This is a genomic window from Microbacterium sp. Bi98 (genome assembly GCF_918698045.1).
In the GTDB taxonomy this organism is placed as follows: Bacteria; Actinomycetota; Actinomycetes; order Actinomycetales; family Microbacteriaceae; genus Microbacterium.
In genome coordinates this window covers 147675-170102 of sequence record NZ_CAKKLK010000004.1, presented here as the reverse complement: position 1 = coordinate 170102, position 22428 = coordinate 147675, and the positions used below count along the sequence as shown (strand labels likewise).

Here is a 22428-nt window from a genome sequence, read left to right as displayed (position 1 = left end):
GATGCATGAGCTGACCGATGAAGAGCGCGAACTCGCGGCGATGGTGCGCGAGTTCGCCGAGACGGTGGTCGCGCCGCAGTCCTACGAGGCGGACCGCACGCACACGCTGTCGATGGACGTGGTCGCCCAGATGGGTGACCTCGGGCTGTTCGGCCTGCCGTTCCCCGAGGAGTACGGGGGTCAGGGCGGCGACTACATGGCGCTGGGCATCGCGATCGAGGCGCTCGGACGCGTCGACCAGTCCATCGCCATCACGCTCGAAGCCGGAGTCAGCCTCGGTGCGATGCCCGTCTTCCGCTTCGGCACCGAGGAGCAGAAGCAGGAGTACCTGCCGGACCTGCTCGCCGGCCGAGCGCTCGCGGGCTTCGGCCTCACCGAGCCGGAGGCCGGGAGCGACGCGGGAGCGACCCGGACCACAGCCCGGCTCGACGGCGACGAATGGGTCATCGACGGGTCGAAGCAGTTCATCACCAATTCAGGAACGCCCATCACGCGTTTCGTCACGGTCACCGCGGTCACCGGGAACGAGGGGGGCCGCAAGCAGATCTCGACCATCATCGTGCCCAACGGCACACCCGGTTTCACCGTCGAGGCGCCGTACGACAAGGTCGGGTGGAACGCGTCCGACACGCATCCGCTCAGCTTCACCGGGGCACGGGTCCCCGCCGGCAACCTCCTGGGCGAGCAGGGGAGCGGCTTCCGCAACTTCCTGAGCATCCTCGACGAGGGCCGCATCGCGATCGCCGCGCTGTCGACCGGCGCCGCGGAGGGCTGCCTCGAGGCAGCCGTCGAGTATGCGAAGAGTCGCACCATCTTCGGCAGCGCCCTCAGCACGCGACAGAACGCGCAGTTCACCCTCGCGCGCATGCGTGCCCGAGTGCACACGGCACGGCTCGCCTGGCACCATGCGGCACGGCTCCGTGACGCCGGGCGGCCGTTCGCGGAGCAGGCGGCGATCGCGAAGCTCGTGGCGGGCGAGGCCGCGATGGACAACGCCAGGGACGCGACGCAGATCTTCGGCGGCAACGGCTTCATGAACGAGTTCCCGGTGGCCCGTCACTATCGCGACTCGAAGATCCTCGAGATCGGCGAGGGCACCACCGAGGTGCAGCTCCTCGTGATCGCGCGAGCGCTGGGGCTCGCCGGGTAGCGTGGCAGGATGCCATCCGCTCAGCGAACCGAGGAGGTGAGGTGATCATGCACGACATCGTCCAGCGTGGTCTCTTCTTCGAGGAGTTCGTCACCGATGCCCGATATCTTCATCGCCCTGGGCGCACCGCGACCGAGGCCGACAACGTCCTCTTCACGACGCTCACGATGAACACCCAGGCGCTGCACCTCGACGCCGCCTTCGCCGATGGGCAGCAGCCGTTCGGTGCGCGTCTGATCAACTCGATGTGGACGCTCTCGACCATGGTCGGGGCATCCGTCGCGCAGCTCACGCAAGGCACCCTGGTGGCTCAGCTCGGGTTGGGCGAGATCGCCTTCCCGCATCCGCTGTTCGCCGGTGACACGCTGTACACCGAGAGCGTGGTCGTCGACAAGCGGCTCTCGACGTCGCGAGCGAGGCAGGGGATCGTGACCATCGCGCATACCGGACGCAACCAGGACGGCACAGTCGTCGCCACCGCGACCCGAACAGTGCTCGTGCACTGCCTTCCCGAGGGGGAACGATGAGCTTCGATCTCGGACCGGCACTGCTCTTCTGCCCTGCCGATCGACCCGAACGGTTCCGCGGCGCCCTCGAGAAGGCGGACGCTGTCATCCTCGACCTCGAAGACGCGGTCCTGGCCGAGGCGAAGGCCGCAGCTCGCGACATTCTCGTCGATGCCGACCTGGACCCCGATCGAGTGATCGTCCGCGTGAACGCACCGGGTTCCGACGCCTTCGTCTCAGACCTCGCCATGCTCTCTCAGACCGACTTCCGCACCGTGATGGTCGCGAAGACCGAGAGCGCTGAGAGCCTCACCGCTTTCGACGAGAGGTTCTCGTTGATCGCCCTGTGCGAGACGGCGAAGGGGATCCACGCGGCAGATCGCATCGCAGCACATCCGCAGGTCGTCGCGATGATGTGGGGCGCGGAGGATCTCGTCGCCTCCCTCGGCGGCACATCGAGCCGCACACCGGAGGGTGGCTATCGAGACATCGCGCGCTATGCCCGCTCCCGCGTTCTCCTCGAAGCGGGGGCACAGGGCAAGGGCGCCATCGACGCCGTGCACATCGAGATCGGCGATGTCGCAGGTCAGGAGGCCGAGGCTGTCGACGCTGCCGCGTCCGGGTTCGTCGCGACCGCGTGCATCCACCCGAGTCAAGTGGCGGTCATCCGCGCGGCGTACGCTCCCGACGACGCGACGCTCGAGTGGGCCCGCCGGGTTCTCGCCGCCTCAGCGAGCGAGCGAGGCGTGTTCCGCTTCGACGGACGCATGATAGACGAGCCCGTGCTGAGGCATGCTCGGTCGCTGCTCGGTCGCACCCGCTGATCGAACGACCTGTGGCGGTCTGTCGTTCAGACCAGGATCGCCTGGTCGATGAGACGCAGAGATCCGGGGGAGGCCTCGAAACGGTGGGCGGAACCGTTCGCGAGCACCTCGCCGACGCGCGGCAGCGTGCCGCCCGAGACGTGGTTGATCAGTGACCGGATCACGCCGCCGTGCGTCACGACGATGACGGACTCCGCCACCGGTGCGGAGCGACGGCGAGCATCGCGGGCGATCGCGTCGAGGGCGACCAGCGCCCGTTCGGCGACACCTTCCAGGGTCTCCGCGCCGGGAACCGGCGAGAGCCAATCGCCGTACTTCTCGATGTAGTCGGAGACGAGCATGCCCTCGCCCTCACCGAACTCGCGCTCGCGCATGTCCGGCACCAGCACGGGAGCCCCGAGGCCCAGGCTTTCGGAGATGATCTCTGCCGTCTCCCGCGCCCGCTTCAGCGGGCTGGCGTAGATCGAGTGATGTGTCACGCCCTCGAGACGATCCGCGGCGGTGCGTGCGTCCGCACGGCCCTTCTCGTTCAGGGGGATGTCGGTGGAGCCCTGGATCCGTCGGGCGAGGTTCCAATCCGTCTGGCCGTGGCGGATGAGCGTGAGCAGAGTCATTCGAGGAGCTCCCGGATCGCGGGGAGCACGTCGCTGGTGCCTGCGGCGATGGTGGCATCGGCCCAGACATCCGCGCGCGTCGGCTCGCGGTTGATGATGATCAGGGGGATGCTGCGGCGTCGTGCACGCTCGACGAGGCGCACGCCGGAGTTGACGACGAGGGAAGAGCCGGCGACGATCAGCGCATCGCTCGCCCGGAGCAGCGACTCCGCGGCCTTGAAGCGCCCCTGCGGCACGTACTCCCCGAAGAACACGACGTCGGGCTTCAGCATCCCTTCGCACACCGTGCACACCGGCACGATGAAGCCGTCGGTGCTCTCGGGGAGAACGTCGCCGTCGGGAGCGAGCGCCACGTTCTCGGGGACGGAGATCCACGGATTGCGCTCTTCGATCTGCACTGCGATGTCGCGGCGATCGAAGACCTGGCCGCACTTCAGGCAGAGAACCCTGCGCATGGTGCCGTGCACTTCGATGACGTGCGAGCTGCCCGCGCGCAGATGCAGTCCGTCGACGTTCTGGGTGATGACGCCGGTGACGTGTCCGGAGGACTCCATGGCGGCGAGGGAGAGATGGCCGGGGTTCGGCTCGGCGCGGGCGAACGCCCGCCAGCCGAGATGCCCGCCGACCCAATAACGACGCCGCGCCGTCTCATCGGCCAGGTACCGCTGGATCGTCATGGGATCAGTCCGGTTGCGCGACCCTTCGCCGCGGTAAGCGGGGATTCCCGAGTCCGTGGAGATCCCGGCGCCGGTGAGCAAGGCGATCTTTCGACCGCGCAGGAGTTCGGCGGTGCGAGCGATGGTGGTCGACAGTTCGACCGGACTCGATGCGCTCACAGGACCTCCCTGTGCGAGTCTACGGCGTGCGCAGGCCCGCTCGACGCGTCGCGGCCGACCGCGACGGCGACTCGGAGAGCGATGGCAGACTGGGGCTCGTGGAACTGCTGCGCGTGACGAATCCCGATGATCGACGACTCGACGACTATCGCGCACTGACCGACACCGCGCTCCGAAGTGTGAGCGACCCGGCCGGCGGGCTGTACATCGCCGAATCGACGAAAGTCATCGCGCGAGCCGTCGCTGCGGGGCATCGTCCGCGATCGGTCCTCGTTCAGGAGCGGCGGGTGGAGGACATCCGAGCGATCGTCGGAGAACTCGATGTACCTGTGTACGTCGTCCCGGACGACGTGGCGGAGGCGCTGACCGGTTTCGCCGTGCACCGGGGCACGATCGCCTCGATGCATCGTCCTGACCTGCCGACGGTGCGTGAGGTCATCGACTCGGCCACGCTCGTGCTGATTCTCGAGAACGTCGGCGATCACACGAATGTCGGCGCCGCATTCCGTGCGGCCGCCGCGCTCGGAGCGGATGCCGTGCTGGTGTCTCCCGGGGGAGCCGACCCGCTGTACCGGCGCAGCGTGCGCGTCAGCATGGGAACGGTGTTCCAGGTGCCGTGGACCCGGATCACGGACTGGGCGTCCGCCGTCACCGACCTTCATGCCGCGGGGTTCGACGTCGCAGCCCTCGCGCTGAGCGACGACGCGGTGACTCTCGACGCCTACGTCGCGTCGCGTCCCGAGCGCGTCGCTCTCGTCATGGGATCCGAAGGCGACGGACTCTCACGCACCGCCCTCGACGAGGCAGACACCGTGGTGACGATTCCCATGTCGGGAGGCGTCGACTCGCTGAACGTGGCGTCTGCCGCGGCCGTGGCGCTGTGGGCGCTCGGACGCCGCTGACGGGATGAGATGAGATGGTCAGTCGGACGACGGGAAGATGATCGGCGAGGGCTCGGGACGCTTCGCGACGATGTGATCACCGGATGACTCATGGCGAAGACGCCGCAGCACCCACGGAACCAGATGCTCCCGCGCCCAGCCGAGGTCTTCGGAGCGCGCCTCCCGCCAGGTGCGCAGCGGAAGCGGCTCGGGCTGCATGGACTCGAGGTCGTTGGGCACGTTGAGCGCGCGCAGCGCCATGCGGGCGACCTCATGATGGCCCAGCGAGTTGTAGTGCAGACGGTCGTCATCGAAGAACCGCATGTCCTGCACGACCTTGAGCGCCCACTGGTCGGCGACGATGCAGTCGTGGCGCTCGGCGATCGCGCGGACGTTCTCGTTGTAGATCGCGACCTTGCCGCGGAACGCTCGGAAGACAGGAGTGAAGGCGGTGTCGATCCCGGTGAACAGCAGCACGGCGGCACCCGTCGACGACAGGCGTGCGACGGCGTCCTCCAGCTGGACGGCGATGGCGTCGGGGTCGGTGCCCGGACGGATCACGTCGTTGCCGCCCGCGCAGATCGAGATCAGGTCGGGATGCAGCGCCACGGCGGGTTCGATCTGGTCGCGCACGATCTGGGCGATCAGCTTGCCGCGCACGGCGAGGTTGGCGTACGCGAAGTCGTCGACCTGACGCGAGAGCACCTCGGCGACGCGGTCGGCCCAGCCGCGGTGGCTGCCGGGCTGCGACGGGTCGGGGTCGCCGATCCCCTCGGTGAACGAGTCGCCGATCGCGACGAACCTCCGCCAGGGGTGCGGATTCTCGTTGTCGAGTTCCGGGGTTCGGATCGAATCCTGGTCTGTCATCCAGCTCTCCTTCGCGAACGAACGCGGCCCATGTGGGGCGGCCACGCAGTGACCGAGCCTACTCGGGTGCGTGGGCTGTGGGGAGGACGCGCGCGGCGGATCGCGTGAGCGTGCCGAGTGTCGGCGGCAGCGATTATCGTTGACTCGATGCTTTCTCCGTCCTTCCCCCAGCGCGCCCCCTGGGGTACTGCGAACAAGCTGCGCGCCTGGCAGCAGGAGGCGCTCGAACAGTACTTCCAGGCGGATCAGCGTGACTTCCTCGTCGCGGCGACACCCGGTGCAGGCAAGACGACCTTCGCGCTCACCCTCGCGGTCGAGCTCATGCGCATGGGGGAGGTCAACCGGATCATCGTGGTCGCGCCGACCGAGCATCTCAAGACGCAGTGGGCCGATGCAGCAGCGCGGGTGCACATCCGTCTGGATCCCCGGTTCCGCAACAGTCATTGGGCGCCGGCGCGGCATTACCACGGCGCCGTCGTGACCTACGCGCAGGTCGCGGCGAAGTCGTCGGTCCACCGTCATCTGACCGAGGATGCGAAGACCCTCGTCGTCCTCGACGAGGTGCATCACGGCGGAGACGCCCTCAGCTGGGGTGATGCGATCCGAGACGCGTACGGGCCGGCGAAGCGCCGACTGCTGCTGTCTGGAACGCCCTTCCGCAGCGACACCGCACCGATCCCGTTCGTGGAGTATCACCCTGACGAGTCCGGTGCACGGATCTCCCGCACCGACTACAACTACGGCTACGGTCGCGCCCTGGCCGACGGCGTCGTCCGCCCCGTGCTGTTCCACATGTACGCCGGCAAGATGCGATGGCGCACGAGCACCGGAGACGAGCTCGAGACGCATCTCGGGCAGGACAACACCAAGGACGTGACCTCGCAGGCCTGGCGCACGGCGCTCGACCCCGAGGGCGAGTGGATGCCGGCTGTGCTGTCCGCAGCCGATCGTCGTCTGACCGAGATCAGGCATCACGTTCCGGATGCCGGCGGCCTGGTGCTCGCGACCGATCAGACCGTCGCGCGTGCCTACGCCAAGATCCTGCACAGCATCACCGGTCAGCAGCCGACGATCGTCCTGTCCGATGACGCGACGGCCTCCGAACGCATCGAGAAGTTCAGCAACAGCGAGGACCGCTGGATGGTCGCGGTGCGCATGGTGTCCGAGGGGGTGGACGTGCCGCGTCTCGCGGTCGGCGTCTACGCCACGTCGTCGTCGACGCCGCTGTTCTTCGCTCAGGCCATCGGCCGATTCGTGCGAGCACGCCGCCGTGGCGAGGCCGCGAGCGTATTCCTCCCTCAGGTGCCGGTCCTGATGGGTCTCGCGAACGAGATGGACAAGCAGCGCGATCACGCGCTCGACCGTCAGTCGAAGGACGACGACGGGCTTGAGGACTCGCTGCTCGACTCCGCGAACCGCGAGGACGACGCGTCCGACGCGCTGACCCAGGAATTCAGCTATCAGGCGCTCTCATCGGTGGCCCATTTCGACCGCGTCGTGTTCGAGGGCCAGGAGTTCGGTCAGCTGGCCGAGCCGGGCACCCCCGAAGAAGAGGAGTTCATCGGCTTTCCCGGTCTTCTCGAGCCCGAGCACGTGCACGAGCTCCTGATGCAGCGACAGGCGCGGCAGACGCGACTGCGAGAGACGAGAGAAGCCGAGGCGGGCCCCACCGAGACGACGACGCTCCCTGCGCCCCTGCACCGCACGCTGCGCGAGCAGCGGCAGCTGCTGAACAGCCTCGTGGGGCTGTACGCCCGTCAGAAGGGTGAACCGCATGGCGCGGTCCATGCCGAGCTGCGCCGGATCTGCGGCGGACCAGCAGTCGCCCAGGCTACGGTGACGCAGCTGCAGTCCCGTATCGACGTGCTCCGCAAGCGCGTCCGCTCCTGAACCCTGGCGTCGGTTCGGATACCCGAAAAGCTGGCAATACCGTCGCCGGGTGCGATGGAGACGGGCTCCCGAAGCTAGCGTTGAACGGTTGCCCCGAGAACGGGGACCGTCGATCAGGAGACTTCATGACAGCCCCCGCTGCCGCCGAGCCCACCGCCGCAGACCGCCGCCGCTGGGCGCGGTACCTCGTCGAGGAACGCGCCGAAGGACACGTGTACCAGAAGCTCGCGAGCCGACGCACGGGGGAGGAGCGTGAGATCCTTCTCAGCCTCGCCGACGCCGAGCGGCGCCATGAGCAGCACTGGCTCGATCTGCTCGGCGCGGAACCGGGCCGATTGCCACGCGCCGGCATCCGCTCCCGCCTCCTCGGCTGGATGGCGGGCCGCTTCGGATCCATCTTCGTGCTCGCCCTCGCGCAGAGCGCCGAGGCACGTTCACCGTACGACTCGGAGCAGTACGCGACGCCGGCGATGCGCGCTGACGAGAAAGTGCACTACGAGGTGGTTCGCGGTCTCGCTGCGCGGGGCCGGCGTCGCCTGTCGGGCTCGTTCCGCGCAGCGGTCTTCGGGGCCAACGACGGCCTCGTGAGCAACCTCGCGCTCGTGCTCGGCATCGGCGCCACGGGCGTCAGTTCGGGTTTCGTCCTGTTCAGCGGCATCGCAGGCCTGCTCGCCGGGGCGCTGTCGATGGGGGCGGGGGAGTTCGTGTCCGTGCGGTCTCAACGAGAGTTGCTCGCGTCGACGGAGGCCAACGAGGATGCCGCGGCATCCGCCGCCGACCTCGACATCGATGAGAACGAGCTCGCTCTGGTATACCGGGCGCGCGGGATCGGCCAGCAGGAGGCTCTGGAGCGCGCACGGCGCATCGTCGATGCCGCGCGCGCCGGCGTGGAACGCACCGCCACAGGGCCGGTCCACGTCCATGCCGGAGACGACCACGAGATCGTCGGCAGCGACTGGACCGCCGCGATCTCGAGCTTCCTGCTCTTCGCATCCGGCGCGATCATCCCCGTGCTCCCGTGGCTCTTCGGGCTCGAGGGGACCACAGCGGTGGTCGTCGCTCTCGTGCTCGTGGGCATTGCGCTCCTTTCGACGGGAGCGATGGTCGGCATCCTGTCCGGAGGCCCGCCCCTGCGTCGTGCGCTGCGTCAGCTGGCGATCGGTTTCGGAGCCGCAGCGGTCACGTACGTGCTCGGTCTGGTGTTCGGCGTCGGCGCGGTCTGACAGGCGCCGGCCCGACCGCGTCGGACAGGACTCGACGATCCACGCGAGTCCTGTCCGACGACACGGCGACATCGGAAACGAAGAAGGCCCCGGATATCATGTGGATATCCGGGGCCTGTCTGTGCGCGGAGGGGGACTTGAACCCCCACGCCCTTACGGGCACTACGACCTCAACGTAGCGCGTCTACCATTCCGCCACCCGCGCAGGTGTTGGATGTTCGTTGCCGAACGAAGATTTACATTAGCACGAGCTTCGGGGCACTCAGAAACCGACGGCGACGCCCGGGCGCGCCACGGCCTTTCGATAGCCTGGACTCCATGACTGACGTGTCTCTGCCCGAGGTGGTTCGCATCGCGCGCGACCTGATCCGATTCGACACCTCGAACTTCGGCGGGGGCAACGCGAAGGGCGAGCGGGAAGCGGCCGAGTACGTCGGCGCCTATCTGCAGGATCTCGGCCTGGAAGTCGAGTACTACGAGCCCATCCCGCGGCGCACGAACGTCATGGCGCGGGTGCCCGGACGCGACCGCAGCAAGCCGGCGCTCGTGGTGCACGGGCACCTCGACGTCGTCCCGGCCATGGCCGAGGACTGGACCGTCGATCCTTTCGCGGGCGTCGTCAAGGACGGCATGCTCTGGGGGCGGGGCGCCGTCGACATGAAGAACATGAACGCGATGATCCTGACGGCGGTCGGCGACCTGCTGCGAGCGGGCGAGCAGCCCGAACGCGACCTCGTGCTCGCCTTCTTCGCCGACGAGGAGAACGGCGGAGTCGAGGGATCGGCTCTCGTCGTGCAGAACCGCCCCGAGTGGTTCGAGGGCGCGACCGAGGCGATCAGCGAGGTGGGCGGCTATTCGATCACGGTCGACGATCGCCGCGCCTACCTGCTGCAGGTGGGGGAGAAGGCGCTCATCTGGATACGCCTCGTGGCGAAGGGCCGCGCCGGCCACGGAAGCCGTCTCCACGACGACAATGCGGTCACGAAGCTCGCGGAGGCCGTGGCGGCCCTGGGTCGCACGCGGTGGCCCCTGCGACTCACTCCCACCACCGAGGCACTGCTGCAGGGCTTGAGCGATCTCACCGGGCGCTCCGTCGACGACCCGGATGCCCTCGCGGCGGCTGCGGGGCCCGCCGAGGCCTTCCTCCGTTCGTCGTTCCGCACGACGACGAACCCGACCGCCCTGTCCGCCGGATACAAGCACAACGTGATCCCCGAGCGTGCCGAGGCGCTGATCGACGTGCGGGTGATCCCCGGAACCGAAGACGACGTGCTCGCCGAGCTGCAGCAGATCGTCGGCGACGAGATCGAGATCCAGACGGTGGTGCGGGACATCGGCATGGAGACGCCTTTCGACGGCGAGCTCGTCGAGGCGATGGTCGCGAGTCTCGGCCGGCATGACCCCGGCGTGCCGGTCATCCCGTACCTGCTGGGTGCAGGAACCGACAACAAGGCGCTCGCCTATCTCGGAATCACCGGGTACGGGTTCGCGCCTCTCCGGCTTCCCGCAGACCTCGACTTCACCGGGATGTTCCACGGGGTCGATGAGCGGGTGCCCGTAGAATCGCTTGTCTTCGGTCAGCGGGTGCTGGCCGATCTGCTGCGCACGTATTGAGCTCTCGGCTCCACGTCCGCGCACCACGACTCAGAAAGCTCCTCCATGCACTTGTTCGAAGCGCTCATCCTCGGCATCGTCCAGGGACTCACCGAGTTCCTCCCGATCTCCTCCAGCGCCCATCTGCGCATCCTCGGCACCTTCCTGCCCTCGGGTGAGGATCCCGGCGCCGCGTTCACCGCGATCACCCAGATCGGCACGGAGGCGGCGGTCGTGGTGTTCTTCTGGCGCGACATCGTGCGGATCATCGCGCAGTGGTTCCGGTCGCTGACCGGCAGGGTCCCGCGCAGCGATCCGGATGCGCGCATGGGATGGATGATCATCATCGGCAGCATCCCGATCGTGGTCCTGGGGCTGCTCTTCCAGGACCAGATCGAGACCGTCTTCCGCTCCCTCTGGATCGTCGCGATCATGCTGATCGTCTTCGGCATCCTGCTCGGGATCGCCGACCACGTCGGCGCGAAGCGGCGCAAGCTCGATCAGCTCACCTACCCGCACGGCATCGCGTACGGCTTCGCGCAGGCTCTGGCGCTGATCCCCGGAGTCTCGCGCTCCGGTGGAACGATCACGATGGGACTCTTCCTCGGCTACGAGCGTGCCGCAGCCGCTCGCTACGCGTTCCTGCTCGCGATCCCCGCCGTGTTCGGCAGTGGCTTCTACCAGGTGTTCAAGAGCTGGGACGAGCCGTCGTTCTTCTCCTTCGGAGACACGCTCGCGGCGACGGGCATCGCATTCGTCGTGGCGCTCGGCGTGATCGCCTTCTTCATGAACTACATCTCGAAGCGGAGCTTCCTGCCGTTCGTGATCTACCGCATCCTCCTGGGCACCGTCCTCCTGGTGCTGCTGGGGACCGGCGTCATCGCGGCGTGATGACGAGGGCCCCGGCGACTACCGCTTGTGGTCGCCGGGGCCGTCGCCACGGCGCTTGAGATAGCGCTCGAAGGCCTGAGCGATGGCATCGCCCGACGCATCGGGGGAGTCCCACGTGTCGCGCGTGCGCTCGAGCTGATGGATGTACTCGGTCATGTCCTCGTCGTCCGCGGCGGCGGCATCGATCGATGCCTCCCAGGCGGCGGCCTCGGTGCGCAGGTGGTCGCGAGGCACGTCCACGCCGGTCAGCTCCTCGAGCCGATCGAGAAGAGCGAGGGTCACCTTGGGCGACGGTGTGGCGGAGGCGACGTAGTGCGGCACGCTCGCCCACAGACTGGCGGTCGGAATGCCGGCGCTCTCGGCGAAGTGCTCGATGACGCTGAGAATTCCGACGGGGCCTTCGTAGAGCGAGCGCTCGAGGCCGTGCGCCTCGCGGACCTGCTCGTTCTGGCTCGACGCGAAGATCGAGATGGGGCGGGTGTGGGGCACGTCGGAGAGCATCGCGCCGAGCGTCACGAAGCCCGTGATGTCGTCGCGGAGAGCGACGTCGATGAACTCCGACGCGAAAGCCTGCCAGGTGCGCGCAGGCTCCACTCCCGTGAGGATCCAGAACTCGGGACCGGGACCCGGGTCGCGCGGGCGCCAGAGTCCGGCTTCGGGCCAGGTGAGCTGGCGACGCCCTTCGGCGTCCATCTTCGTCGCAGGGCGCGTGTACTGGTAGTCGAAGTACAGCTCCGGGTCGATCGAGTGCACGAGGTCGTAATCCGTCGTCTCGCGCAGTGCGGCGACCGCGCCGCTCGCGGCTTCCCCTGCGTCGTTCCACCCGTCGAAGGCGACGATGACGATGCGTGAACCGAGGCCATCCATCGTGGGCTCCCTTCGTGGATTCCGGATCGGTATCCCTCCAGGCTAGTCCGACGGCGCGGGGACAGGGTGGAGCCACGGGTAACATGGTTCGGTGAGCAGACAGCCCCGCGCGATCCTCTGGGACATGGACGGAACACTCGTCGACACCGAGCCGTACTGGATGGCGGCCGAGACCGCGCTGGTCGAATCCTTCGGCGGCACGTGGACCCACGAGGATGCGCTTCAGCTCGTCGGCAACGGACTCATCGACAGCGCGATCATCCTTCAGAACGCGGGCGTCGACATGGATGCCGAGGCGATCATCTCGCTCCTCACCGACGGCGTGCAGGATGCACTGCGCACGCAGGGAGTGCCCTTCCGCCCCGGCGCCCGCGAGCTGCTGCAGGACCTGAGGTCAGCGGGGATCCCCACAGGACTCGTCACGATGTCGCTGCGTCGCATGGCGCTGAGCGTCGTCGACCTGATCGAGTTCCAGGCCTTCGACATCGTCGTCGCCGGCGATGATGTGACCAACCCGAAGCCCCACCCCGAGCCCTACCTCCACGCGGCATCCCTGCTCGAGATCGACATCGCCGATGCGGTGGTCATCGAGGACTCGCCGACCGGGCTCCGCGCGGGCATCGCATCCGGCGCCGTCGCCCTCGGCGTGCCGCACATCGTCTCGCTCGATCACGTGGGCGCGCATGAGCTCTGGCCGAGTCTCGAGGGGCGCACGGCCGCCGACCTGATCGAACTCTTCGACCGAAAAACCTCCATGACGGGAGCCACCCGATGACCGACACCACCTCACAGCGGCCGAGCGGGCCGTTCCGCGAGGGCGATCGGGTGCAGCTGACCGGCCCCAAGGGGCGCCTGCACACCGTGACCCTCCGAGAGGACGGCGAGCTGCACACGCACCAGGGCGTGCTCCGGCACCGCGACCTCATCGGTCTGCCCGACGGCTCAGTGGCCGCGAACAGCTCGGGACACGAGTACCTCGCGCTCCGGCCTCTGCTCCGCGACTTCGCGATGTCGATGCCGCGCGGCGCCGCGATCGTCTATCCCAAGGACGCCGCGCAGATCGTGATGCAGGCCGACATCTTCCCCGGTGCCGTCGTCGTGGAAGCGGGTGTCGGGTCCGGTGCCCTTTCGCTCTCGCTCCTGCGGGCCATCGGTCCGGTCGGCCGGCTGGTGTCGTTCGAGCGTCGTGAGGACTTCGCCCAGGTCGCACGGGGCAACGTCGAGACCTTCTTCGGCGAGACGCCGGACACCTGGGACGTCGTGGTGGGAGATCTCGCGGATGCGCTGCCGGCGGAGTTCCCGGCGGGCACGGTCGACCGTGTCGTACTCGACATGCTCGCGCCGTGGGAATGCATGGATGTCGTCGCCGACGCACTCACCCCCGGCGGCGTCGTGCTGTGCTACGTGGCCACCGCCACGCAGCTCTCGCGGGTGGCCGAGTACATCCGGAGCACGGGCCTGTTCACGGATCCCGAGGCGTCCGAGACGATGGTTCGCGGCTGGCACGTCGAGGGTCTCGCCGTGCGACCCGATCACCGGATGGTGGCGCACACCGGCTTCCTCCTCACGGCTCGTCGGCTGGCGCCGGGCGCCGTGGCCCCACAGGTGAAGCGCAGGGCATCGAAGAGCAGCTACGGCGATGCGGATGTCGAGGCGTGGACGCCGGGGGCTGTCGGCGATCGCGAGATCAACGACAAGAATCTGCGCAAGCGGGCGAGAGAGGCCGCGAAGGCCGCTGAGGGCGCCCGTCTCGCCGCCGGTTCGCGCGAATCCGAGCCACCGACGGAATAGACTGGAGCGCGTGCGTAAAACGTCCGCCGTTCTGGCAACCATCAGCCTCGCCGTCCTCACTCTGACCGGATGCGCCTCGGCGCCCTCGTTCGCCGGTGATGCGTGCGATCGGGCGGCGGCATCGACCGCATCCGTGAAGGATTCGGTCACCGTCGAGGGCGACCTCGGAGAGGCTCCGGACGTCACCGTGTACAGCCCGGTGAAGGCGGACGAGACGTCCTTCGCCGACGTGGTGACCGGCGAGGGAAACACCCTCACCACCACCTCCCAGCCGATGGTGCTCGACATCGCCTTCTATGGCGGCGAGAGCGGCGAGAAGCTCTACGAGTCCGAGTTCAACGGCGACCCGAGCCGTGTGCACAGCATCTCCTACTGGGCAGAGCGGTCCGCCGGTCTCGAGACCGTGCTGGAGTGCGCGACCGGAGGCAGCCGGATCGTCGCGGTGCTGACCCCCGAGGACTTCGGCGAGGCGAATGTCGAGGCCTTCGGTCTCGAAGAGGATGAGAACGTGGTCGCCATCATCGACCTCCAGGATGTCTACCTCGCTCATGCCGAGGGCTCATCGCAGTTCAACGACGCCCGGGGCCTGCCGACCGTCGTCCGTGCTCCCGATGGCACCCCCGGAGTGATCATCCCCGACAGCGACGCCCCCACCGAGACCGTCACTCAGACGCTCATCAAGGGTGACGGGGAGAAGGTCGAGAAGGAATCGACCATCGTGACCAACATCATGGCGCTCGGATGGGACGACAAGACGGTCACCTCGAGCACGTGGGGTGCCGAGCCCAACATCGGCCCCGCGGCGAAGGAGCTCGTCGGCGCGACGATCGGCTCCCAGCTCCTGGTCGTCGTGCCCGAGGCAGACGGAAACCCGGCGACCGCGATCGTGGTCGACATCCTGGGCGTCGTTCCCGTCCCGGAGCAGTGATGGCGGCCCGTATTCCCGCGGAGGAGCGCCTGACGAATCTCGTCGTGGCGCTCATGGCCACGGAGATCGGGCTCACCAAGCAGCAGATCCTCGACAACGTGTCGGGTTACCGTCAGCGCGCCGATGCGGGCGTGCGCTCGGATGCACTCGAGAAGATGTTCGAGCGCGACAAGGATGAGCTGCGCACTCTCGGCGTCCCCGTCGAGACGATCGGGGATCAGGCCGATCCGAATGACCTCCGCGAAGCGCGATACCGTATTCCGCAGGCGGAATACGACCTGCCCAGCGATATCGAGTTCACGGCCGCCGAGCTCGCCGTGCTGCAGCTGGCGGGGAGCGTGTGGAGTGCCGAGTCCGCATCCGGCGACGCCAAGGCCGGCGTGCGCAAGATCCGGGCGCTCGGGATCGACGGCGACGAACCGATCATCGGGTTCGCGCCGCGGATCACCGCGCGCGATGCCGCTTTCCCTCCACTGCAGGATGCGATCGAGAAGAGCCGCGTGGTCGTCTTCGACTACCTCAAGCCGGGGGAGGGCGCACCGCGGCGCCGCAGCATCCGCCCGCTCGCACTCGTCGACTATGAAGCGAGATGGCACGTGTTCGGCGTCGATGTGGACATCGAGCAAGACCGCATGTTCCTGCTCAGCAGGATCGTCGGCGATGTGAAGATCACGGCGAAGGCATTCGACCCTGCGCTGCGCGAGGGCGCGGGGGAGCGTGCCCTGGCCGGTCTCGAGCGCGTCGCCGCTCAGAACTCTGCGCTGCTCGAGGTCACACCCGGCACCGAGGCGTCGCTGCGGCTCGGCCGCCGGGCGACTCCGGCGGCGACCCAGGGCATCCTCGTCCCGTTCGTGGACCTGCACATCTTCGCCGACGAGCTCGCGTCGTACGGTCCCGAGGTGCGGGTTGTCGAGCCTGCGGAGCTCCGCTCGGCCGTCGTCGATCGCCTGACCGCGGTCGTGGCGACGAATTCGGATGCGGGGGAGGTCCGATGAGCGCCCGAGGCAAGCCGCTGCTCGCCGCCGACCGAGTCCGCGTCTATCTGACTCTGGTGCCCTATCTCCTCGAGCACGGACAGGTCTCGCTCGCCGAGGCGGCTGCCGAGTTCGGTGTGACCTCGACGGAGATGCGGCAGATGGTCGAGAAGCTCACGGTCATCGGCCTGCCCGGTGATTCCGGCTTCTGGCAGCAGCCGCAGGAGATGTTCGACATCAACTGGGACCTCCTCGACGAAGAGGACATCATCGAGATCACCAACGATGTCGCTCTGCGCCGGGTTCCTCGATTCACGGCCCGAGAAGCCGCCGCGCTCCTCGCGGGCCTGCAGATGGTCGCGGCCGTGCCGGCGGTCTCCGACTCGGGATTGGTCAGCGGCCTCATCTCGAAGCTCTCGCGGGGCGCGGCCGATGCGCCGGCCGAGGTCGTCGTCGCACCCAGCGCCGTCGACGAGGTCCGCCAGGTGGTGTCGAGGGCCGTGCAGAACGGCGTCGCCGTGTCGTTCACGTATCAGGCTCCCGATGCCGCGCCCACGACGCGCACCGTGGATCCCGTGCAGGTGCTCATCACCAACGCGCAGTGGTACCTGCAGGGGTGGTGCCACATGCGACAGGCCATGCGCACCTTCCACCTGGATCGCGTGAGCGATGCCCGGCTGACCGACATCCCGATCACGCACGCGGGCGAGCACGTCCCTGAGGCCTTCTCGGCCGTCGAGGACGAGGGGGAGGTGCGAGTGCGGGTGCCCGAGCGGATGGCGCCCCTGCTCGGAGACTTCCTGACGGCCGACAACTCCGACGCCAGCGATGGGATCGTCACCGTTCGGCTGCATCTCGCAGACCCTCGGGGAGTGAAGCGACTGGCGGCGAAGTTCGGCGGCGCCCTCGAAGTGGTGGATCCCGGCGTCGCTCGAACTGCGGCGCGGGAATGGGCTGCGGCCGGACTCGCCCTGTATCGCCACCCCGAAGGCGACAACGCCCGTTAGACTTTCACCAAACGACGAAGGAGAATCATGGGCGCTTTCGGTTGGCCACATCTGCTGATCATCCTCGCCGTCATCCTGCTGCTCTTCGGTGCGGCGAAGCTGCCGGCACTGGCGAAGAGCCTCGGTCAGTCCGCCCGGGTGTTCAAGGGCGAGATGAAGGCGATGAAGAACGAGGACGCGACTGATGCCGCAGATCCGGCATCCCCGACCACCACGACCTCGGTCGCAGACACCACGGTGACGGCTCGCGACACGGATCCGGGTCAGCCTCCTCGATCCGCCTAGTTCGTGTCCGCTCTCGATTCCGCCGACCAGGAGACGCCGGGCCGTGACAGGCGGATGTCTCTCGGCGCGCACCTGATCGAGCTCCGTAAGCGTCTGTTCATCGCGGCTGGTGCCCTGGTGGTCGGCATGATCATCGCCTTCTTCGTGACAGGGCCGATCATCGACCTGCTCTCGGTGCCGATCGCCACGATCGCGGAGCAGCAGGGGCGCGAGTACACCGGCCTGAATTTCACCACCGTGACGAGCGGGTTCGATCTGCGCATGCGGATCGCCTTCGCGATCGGACTCCTGATCTCCGCGCCGGTGTGGCTGTGGCAGGTCTGGGCCTTCGTCATGCCGGGGCTCACGAAGAAGGAGACCCAGTACACCTGGGGATTCCTCGGGGCGGCCATCCCGCTGTTCTTCGGCGGTTGCACGGTCGCGTTCTTCGTGCTTCCGCATGTGATCGAAGTCATGGCGTCGTTCGTCCCCACCGGCATGGCGCAGTTCTTCGACTACTCCACCTACTACGACTTCGTCTTCAAGTTCCTGCTCGTGCTCGGCATCGCCTTCGTGCTGCCTGTCTTCCTGGTGGCACTCAATCTCGCCGGCATCATGTCGGGCCGCGACATCCTGAAGGGCTGGCGAGTCGCCATCCTGGTGTGCACGATCTTCGCCGCCGTCACGACTCCGCCTGCTGATGTGTTCTCGATGCTGCTGCTGATGGGATCGATGATCGTGCTGTACTTCGCGGCGACCTTCATCTCGATGCTCTTCGACCGACGCAAGCGCAAGCGCGACGCCGCTGCAGGCATCGAACCCGTGGCCGTATGAGCTCGCCGGCCGAACGATACGCCGCGGCTCGACAGGCGGCAGGGCACCCGGCGACCGTCGCCTTCGCTGCGAACCAGAAGTTCGAGCTCGACCCCTTCCAGGTCGAGGGATGCCACGCACTCGAAGACGGCCAGAGCGTGCTCGTCGCCGCGCCGACCGGTGCAGGCAAGACGATCGTCGGCGAGTTCGCCATCCATCTCGCGATGCAGACTCCACGGGACAAGGCCTTCTACACGACGCCGATGAAGGCGCTCTCGAATCAGAAGTTCCGCGAGCTGGTCGATGTGTACGGCCCGGACGACGTCGGTCTGCTCACCGGCGACACGAACATCAACGGCAACGCCCGGATCGTCGTGATGACGACCGAGGTGCTGCGCAACATGATCTACGCCGACTCGGCCGCGCTCCGGGACCTCCGCTACGTCATCATGGACGAGGTCCACTACCTCGCGGATCGTTTCCGCGGGGCAGTGTGGGAGGAGGTGATCATCCACCTGCCGCAGCACGTCCGGCTGGTCTCCTTGAGCGCCACCGTCTCGAACGCCGAGGAGTTCGGGGACTGGCTCGACACCGTGCGCGGGGACACCGAGGTGATCGTCTCGGAGATCCGTCCGGTTCCACTCGAGCAGCACGTGCTCGTCCGTGATGATCTGCTGCCGCTCTTCGACGATCGGGCGGGGATCGCGACCGCACAGGTCAATCAGGAGCTGATGCGGATCCGCTCCTTCACCGGCTCCAACTACGACAACAATCGTTCGGCGCAGGAGTATCGCAGCAATCGCCATGCCGGCCGACAGGCGCAGCGCCCGCCACGAGGCGGACGTCGCCCCGTCCGTTCCGCGAACGTGCGTCGGATCGAGCGCATGGATCGCCCGGACGTGGTGCGGCTGCTCGAGCAGGCCAACCTCCTGCCTGCCATCTTCTTCATCTTCAGCAGAGTCGGGTGCGATGCGGCGGTGCAGCAGGTCCGGAGATCGGGCGTGCGGCTGACGTCGACCGAGGAGCGCGCGGAGATCCGAGCGATCGTCGAGGACCGGACCCGTTCGCTGCAGGATGAGGACCTCGGTGTGCTGGGCTACTGGGAGTGGCTCGAGAACCTCGAGCGCGGTGTGGCTGCGCACCATGCGGGTCTGCTGCCGGCCTTCAAGGAGGTCGTCGAGGACCTCTTCAAGCGCAAGCTCGTGAAGGTCGTCTTCGCCACCGAGACCCTGGCTCTGGGCATCAACATGCCCGCGAGAACCGTCGTTCTCGAGAAGATGGAGAAGTTCAACGGCGAGGCCCGAGTCGCGATCACATCGGGGGAGTACACGCAGCTCACCGGTCGCGCGGGACGACGCGGCATCGACGTCGAAGGTCACGCGGTGGTGCAGTGGACCGAGGGCATGGATCCGCAGGCGGTCGCGGCCCTCGCCTCTCGCCGCACCTATCCGCTGAACTCCAGCTTCCGGCCGACGTATAACATGGCCGTCAACCTGATCGATCTGTTCGGCAAGCCCCGGGCCCGCGAAGTGCTCGAGTCGTCTTTCGCGCAGTTCCAGGCCGACCGCGCAGTCGTCGGACTGGCGAGACAGGTCCGCGAAGCGGAGGAGTCGCTGGACGGGTACAAGGCGGCGATGGTCTGCGATCACGGCGACTTCCTGGACTACGCCTCGATACGCCGCGAGCTGAGCGATCTCGAGAAGAAGAACCGCCAGGACTCGAACGCGCCGCGCACATCGCGCGACAAGCGCATGAAGCAGATCCACAGCCTCCGCACGCGCATGCAGCGTCACGGATGCCATCGATGCCCTGATCGCGAAGCCCATGCGCGCTGGGCCGAGCGGTACTGGAAGCTCAAGCGTCAGAACGATCGCATCCGCCGACAGATCGAGACGAGGACCGGCACGGTGGCTCGCGTCTTCGATCGCGTCGTCGAGGTGCTCGAGACCCTGGACTATCTCCACCGAGACGACGAGGGGGAGACAACGCTCACCGAGGCCGGGCGGACGATGCGCCGGATCTACGGCGAACGCGATCTGCTGGTGGCCGAATCTCTCAGGCAGGGGCTGTGGAACGGTCTCGACGCGCCGTCCCTCGCTGCGATGGCCTGCTGCCTCGTCTACGAGCCTCGTCGCGACGAGGCGAACGCGGGGGAGCGGGACCTGCCCCGCGGTGCCTTCCGCGCAGCGTACGAGAAGACGACGACCCTGTGGGCCGAGCTGGACGACCTCGAGAAGGACCACCATCTGCCGGGATCCGAGCCTCTGTCGGCGGGCCTCGCCGGTGCGATGCACTCGTGGGCGCGAGGAGGGATGCTGGACCGCGTCCTCGTGGACGCAGACATGGCGGCCGGCGACTTCGTGCGATGGGCCAAACAGACGATCGATCTGCTCGATCAGCTCTCGATCGTCGCGGAAGACGGTGCGCTGGCCCGCAACGCCCGCGTGGCTCTGGACGGCGTCCGTCGCGGCATCGTCGCCTATTCCTCGATGTGAGAATAGGAAGGATGCCCGAACCCCGCGTGCCGCAGCGCCCCCTCCTGCCGCTTTCGCTCGCCCTCCCCGCTGCGGCGATGGCCGCGCTCCTGATGAATCTGTCCTATCCGTCCACTGCGGTGTGGGTGCTGGCTTTCCCGGCCACAGCGCTGCTGCTCGTGGCGCTGATCGGCCGACGGGCCGGCGGAGCTCTCGCGGTCGGACTCGTCTACGGTGTGCTCTTCTTCGGACTGCTCGTGTCGTTCACGTCTCGCTACCTGGGCCCGCTGCCCTGGGCGGCGCTGAGTGTCCTGGAAGGCGTGCTCACGGCGGTGGCCGTGATCCTGATCACCCTCGCCTATCGCTGGATGCCCCGAGCCTTCCCGAGCGTCTGGGCGCGGCTCCTGCTCCTTCCGGCCGTGGTGGCGGCGCTCTGGGTCGGGCGCGAGGTGTTCGTCGGCTCCTGGCCCTATGGAGGGTTCCCCTGGGCTCGTCTGGGCATGAGCCAGGCCGAGAGCCCGCTGGCTCACGTCGCGTCCTGGACCGGCGTGAGCGGTCTCAGCTTCCTGATGGTGTTCCTCGTCGCCCTCGTGATCCAGGTGGTGCGCGAACGACTGTGGCGCCGGCCGGCTGCGCTGATCGCACCGGTCGTCGTGACCGTGGTTCTGCTGCTCACACCGCTCTTCCCCACGACCACCAGCGGGTCGCTGCGCATCGCGGCGGTGCAGGGGAACGGGCCGAGCGGGTATTTCGACGAGCGCGAGCCTTACTCCCTCATCGACGCGCAGACCGACGCGACCGAACCGCTCTACGGCGAGGACGTCGACCTGCTGGTCTGGCCCGAGGGGTCGCTCGACTTCGATCCGTTCCAATCGGACTCTCTGGCGAGAAGAATGAGCGCGATCGCCTCGCGTGTCGGCGCACCGCTGCTGGCGAATGCCGCCACGGAACGAGACGGTCTGTTCTACAACACGTCGATGCTCTGGACGGAAGAGGGCGCCGACGGGCAGGTCCATGACAAGCGGCATCCGGTCCCCTTCGGGGAGTACGTCCCCGACCGCGCCTTCTTCAGCGCACTCGCACCCGATCTGATCGGTCTGATCCAGCGCGAGTACACCCCGGGCTCGAATCCGCCGGTCGTCGACGTCGACGGTGTGAAGGTCGGGCTGGCGATCTGCTTCGACGTGATCTACGACGACGTGATCAGCGAGGGCATGGCAGACGGTGCCGAAGTGCTCGTCTTCCAGACGAACAACGCGGACTTCCGTGGGACGAATGAGAATCTGCAGCAACTCGCCGTCGCGCGGATGCGTGCGATCGAGACCGGCCGCAGCGTCGTGAACATCTCGACGGTCGGCACCAGCCAGGTGATCCGCGCGGATGGCACGACGGTCTCGAGCCTGGATGCAGGAAAGGCCGGAGCGTTGCTCGAGGATGTCGAGCTGCGCTCCGGCCTGACTGCTGGAGTCGTCCTGGGACCCTGGATCCAGGTTCTTCTGGTCTGGGGCGGACTGGGCGCGTTGGCCTTCGGGTGGTTGCGCGCCCGCAGGCGCTAGGCGCCGATCTTCTCGCGGGTCGGGTCTTCACCTGCGCCGCGGCGGGCACGGATGAAGGCGAGTCGCTCCTCGAGGAGCTCCTCGAGCTCTGCGCGGGTACGACGCTCGAGAAGCATGTCCCAGTGTGTGCGGGCGGCCTTCTCGTCCGTGGCATCGAGCGTGACGGCCTGGCCGTCGACGTTCAGGCGCGCGTCCGCTCCGCAGGAACGGCATTCCCACGTCTGGGGCGGCTCTGCGTCCGCCGAGAACATCAGGTTCGTGACATGGCCGCAGGTGTCACAGATGTAGGTGGTTTCACGGCGCTCCATGAAAACGACGCCCTCTTCGCTCTGTAGGCTCTGGGCGCCGAGTCGGATGCCGCGTAGGCTGCGATCTGCCATTGTGTGGTCCTCTCGTCGCTGTCAGGTATAACGCTCCAGCCTGTGCGCTTCATCCATACGAGCGCGTTCTCGGCGCTATTCACAGCGGAATCCCAGCGC

The 22428-nt window shown here is 67.7% G+C and carries 22 protein-coding genes and 1 tRNA gene; 17 read left to right on the top strand and 6 right to left on the bottom strand.

Annotated elements, in window-relative coordinates; translation table 11 throughout:
- Position 1: 1 nt before the first annotated feature.
- From LQZ85_RS09135 to LQZ85_RS09125, 3 genes are read left to right on the top strand one after another with little or no spacing between them, the layout of a single operon-like run.
- Positions 2–1150, top strand: a complete 1149-nt coding sequence (locus tag LQZ85_RS09135) for an acyl-CoA dehydrogenase family protein (protein WP_230100808.1) — start codon at positions 2–4, stop codon at positions 1148–1150.
- Positions 1151–1197: 47 nt separating this feature from the next.
- On the top strand, positions 1198–1677 hold the full coding sequence (locus LQZ85_RS09130) for a MaoC family dehydratase (RefSeq protein ID WP_230100807.1): 480 nt from the start codon (positions 1198–1200) through the stop codon (positions 1675–1677).
- Positions 1674–2480: a CoA ester lyase gene (locus LQZ85_RS09125; RefSeq protein WP_230100806.1), complete on the top strand. Its 807-nt coding sequence runs from the start codon at positions 1674–1676 to the stop codon at positions 2478–2480. Before LQZ85_RS09130 ends, LQZ85_RS09125 begins: the two co-directional genes overlap by 4 nt.
- A 26-nt stretch (positions 2481–2506) precedes the next feature.
- Here the strand turns inward: LQZ85_RS09125 and LQZ85_RS09120 are convergent, their stop codons facing one another.
- On the bottom strand, positions 2507–3094 hold the full coding sequence (locus LQZ85_RS09120; RefSeq protein ID WP_053096051.1) for a histidine phosphatase family protein: 588 nt from the start codon (positions 3092–3094) through the stop codon (positions 2507–2509).
- On the bottom strand, positions 3091–3930 hold the full coding sequence (locus LQZ85_RS09115; RefSeq protein ID WP_056278713.1) for a Sir2 family NAD-dependent protein deacetylase: 840 nt from the start codon (positions 3928–3930) through the stop codon (positions 3091–3093). The genes LQZ85_RS09120 and LQZ85_RS09115 overlap by 4 nt, the downstream gene beginning before the upstream one ends.
- 98 nt (positions 3931–4028) lie before the next feature.
- Here LQZ85_RS09115 and LQZ85_RS09110 point away from each other — a divergent pair, with 98 nt between their 5' ends.
- On the top strand, positions 4029–4832 hold the full coding sequence (locus tag LQZ85_RS09110) for an RNA methyltransferase (RefSeq protein ID WP_053099109.1): 804 nt from the start codon (positions 4029–4031) through the stop codon (positions 4830–4832).
- Positions 4833–4850: 18 nt separating this feature from the next.
- Here LQZ85_RS09110 and LQZ85_RS09105 read toward each other — a convergent pair whose 3' ends face one another.
- On the bottom strand, positions 4851–5678 hold the full coding sequence (locus LQZ85_RS09105) for an SGNH/GDSL hydrolase family protein (RefSeq protein WP_053096053.1): 828 nt from the start codon (positions 5676–5678) through the stop codon (positions 4851–4853).
- 147 nt (positions 5679–5825) lie between these two features.
- Here LQZ85_RS09105 and LQZ85_RS09100 point away from each other — a divergent pair, with 147 nt between their 5' ends.
- Entirely contained in the window at positions 5826–7568 is a 1743-nt protein-coding gene (locus LQZ85_RS09100) for a DEAD/DEAH box helicase (protein ID WP_072591269.1), read from the top strand.
- Positions 7569–7693: 125 nt separating this feature from the next.
- Positions 7694–8791: a VIT1/CCC1 family protein gene (locus LQZ85_RS09095; protein ID WP_056278715.1), complete on the top strand. Its 1098-nt coding sequence runs from the start codon at positions 7694–7696 to the stop codon at positions 8789–8791.
- 122 nt (positions 8792–8913) lie between these two features.
- Here LQZ85_RS09095 and LQZ85_RS09090 read toward each other — a convergent pair.
- Positions 8914–8996, bottom strand: a tRNA-Leu gene (locus LQZ85_RS09090).
- Between the two features lie 113 nt (positions 8997–9109).
- On the opposite strand from LQZ85_RS09090, the gene LQZ85_RS09085 reads away from it, so the two are divergent.
- Together LQZ85_RS09085 and LQZ85_RS09080 are read left to right on the top strand one after the other, a co-directional pair.
- Positions 9110–10405 carry a M20/M25/M40 family metallo-hydrolase gene (locus LQZ85_RS09085; protein WP_056278716.1) on the top strand — a complete coding sequence of 432 codons (1296 nt, stop codon included), beginning with the start codon at positions 9110–9112 and terminating at the stop codon, positions 10403–10405.
- Between the two features lie 45 nt (positions 10406–10450).
- Entirely contained in the window at positions 10451–11275 is an 825-nt protein-coding gene (locus tag LQZ85_RS09080; protein WP_053096057.1) for an undecaprenyl-diphosphate phosphatase, read from the top strand.
- An 18-nt stretch (positions 11276–11293) separates the two neighbouring features.
- Here the strand turns inward: LQZ85_RS09080 and LQZ85_RS09075 are convergent, their stop codons facing one another.
- Positions 11294–12142, bottom strand: a complete 849-nt coding sequence (locus LQZ85_RS09075; RefSeq protein ID WP_053096058.1) for a PAC2 family protein — start codon at positions 12140–12142, stop codon at positions 11294–11296.
- A 91-nt stretch (positions 12143–12233) separates the two neighbouring features.
- On the opposite strand from LQZ85_RS09075, the gene LQZ85_RS09070 reads away from it, so the two are divergent.
- The 9 genes from LQZ85_RS09070 to lnt are packed head-to-tail and all read left to right on the top strand — an operon-like array spanning position 12234 to position 21949.
- Positions 12234–12917, top strand: coding sequence for an HAD family phosphatase (locus tag LQZ85_RS09070; protein ID WP_072591272.1), 684 nt, complete (start codon positions 12234–12236; stop codon positions 12915–12917).
- Positions 12914–13933, top strand: a complete 1020-nt coding sequence (locus tag LQZ85_RS09065; RefSeq protein WP_053096060.1) for a tRNA (adenine-N1)-methyltransferase — start codon at positions 12914–12916, stop codon at positions 13931–13933. Before LQZ85_RS09070 ends, LQZ85_RS09065 begins: the two co-directional genes overlap by 4 nt.
- A 10-nt stretch (positions 13934–13943) precedes the next feature.
- Entirely contained in the window at positions 13944–14861 is a 918-nt protein-coding gene (locus tag LQZ85_RS09060; RefSeq protein ID WP_056278717.1) for a hypothetical protein, read from the top strand.
- On the top strand, positions 14861–15856 hold the full coding sequence (locus LQZ85_RS09055) for a WYL domain-containing protein (RefSeq protein ID WP_056278718.1): 996 nt from the start codon (positions 14861–14863) through the stop codon (positions 15854–15856). The genes LQZ85_RS09060 and LQZ85_RS09055 overlap by 1 nt, the downstream gene beginning before the upstream one ends.
- A complete protein-coding gene (locus tag LQZ85_RS09050) occupies positions 15853–16842 on the top strand; it encodes a WYL domain-containing protein (RefSeq protein ID WP_056278719.1) in 990 nt (329 codons plus the stop codon). The genes LQZ85_RS09055 and LQZ85_RS09050 overlap by 4 nt, the downstream gene beginning before the upstream one ends.
- A 27-nt stretch (positions 16843–16869) precedes the next feature.
- Positions 16870–17127 carry a Sec-independent protein translocase subunit TatA gene (gene tatA, locus LQZ85_RS09045; protein ID WP_053096064.1) on the top strand — a complete coding sequence of 86 codons (258 nt, stop codon included), beginning with the start codon at positions 16870–16872 and terminating at the stop codon, positions 17125–17127.
- A gap of 54 nt (positions 17128–17181) precedes the next feature.
- Positions 17182–17940 (top strand): twin-arginine translocase subunit TatC, encoded by a 759-nt coding sequence (tatC, locus tag LQZ85_RS09040; RefSeq protein WP_056278720.1) that lies wholly within the window; start codon positions 17182–17184, stop codon positions 17938–17940.
- Complete coding sequence (locus tag LQZ85_RS09035; protein WP_056278721.1) at positions 17937–20414, top strand: DEAD/DEAH box helicase; 2478 nt, start codon at positions 17937–17939, stop codon at positions 20412–20414. The genes tatC and LQZ85_RS09035 overlap by 4 nt, the downstream gene beginning before the upstream one ends.
- Positions 20415–20425: 11 nt before the next feature.
- Positions 20426–21949, top strand: coding sequence for an apolipoprotein N-acyltransferase (gene lnt / locus LQZ85_RS09030; protein ID WP_056278722.1), 1524 nt, complete (start codon positions 20426–20428; stop codon positions 21947–21949).
- On the opposite strand, the gene LQZ85_RS09025 is transcribed toward lnt, so the two are convergent.
- Entirely contained in the window at positions 21946–22329 is a 384-nt protein-coding gene (locus LQZ85_RS09025; protein WP_053096068.1) for an RNA polymerase-binding protein RbpA, read from the bottom strand. The genes lnt and LQZ85_RS09025 overlap by 4 nt on opposite strands.
- Positions 22330–22428: the final 99 nt, after the last annotated feature.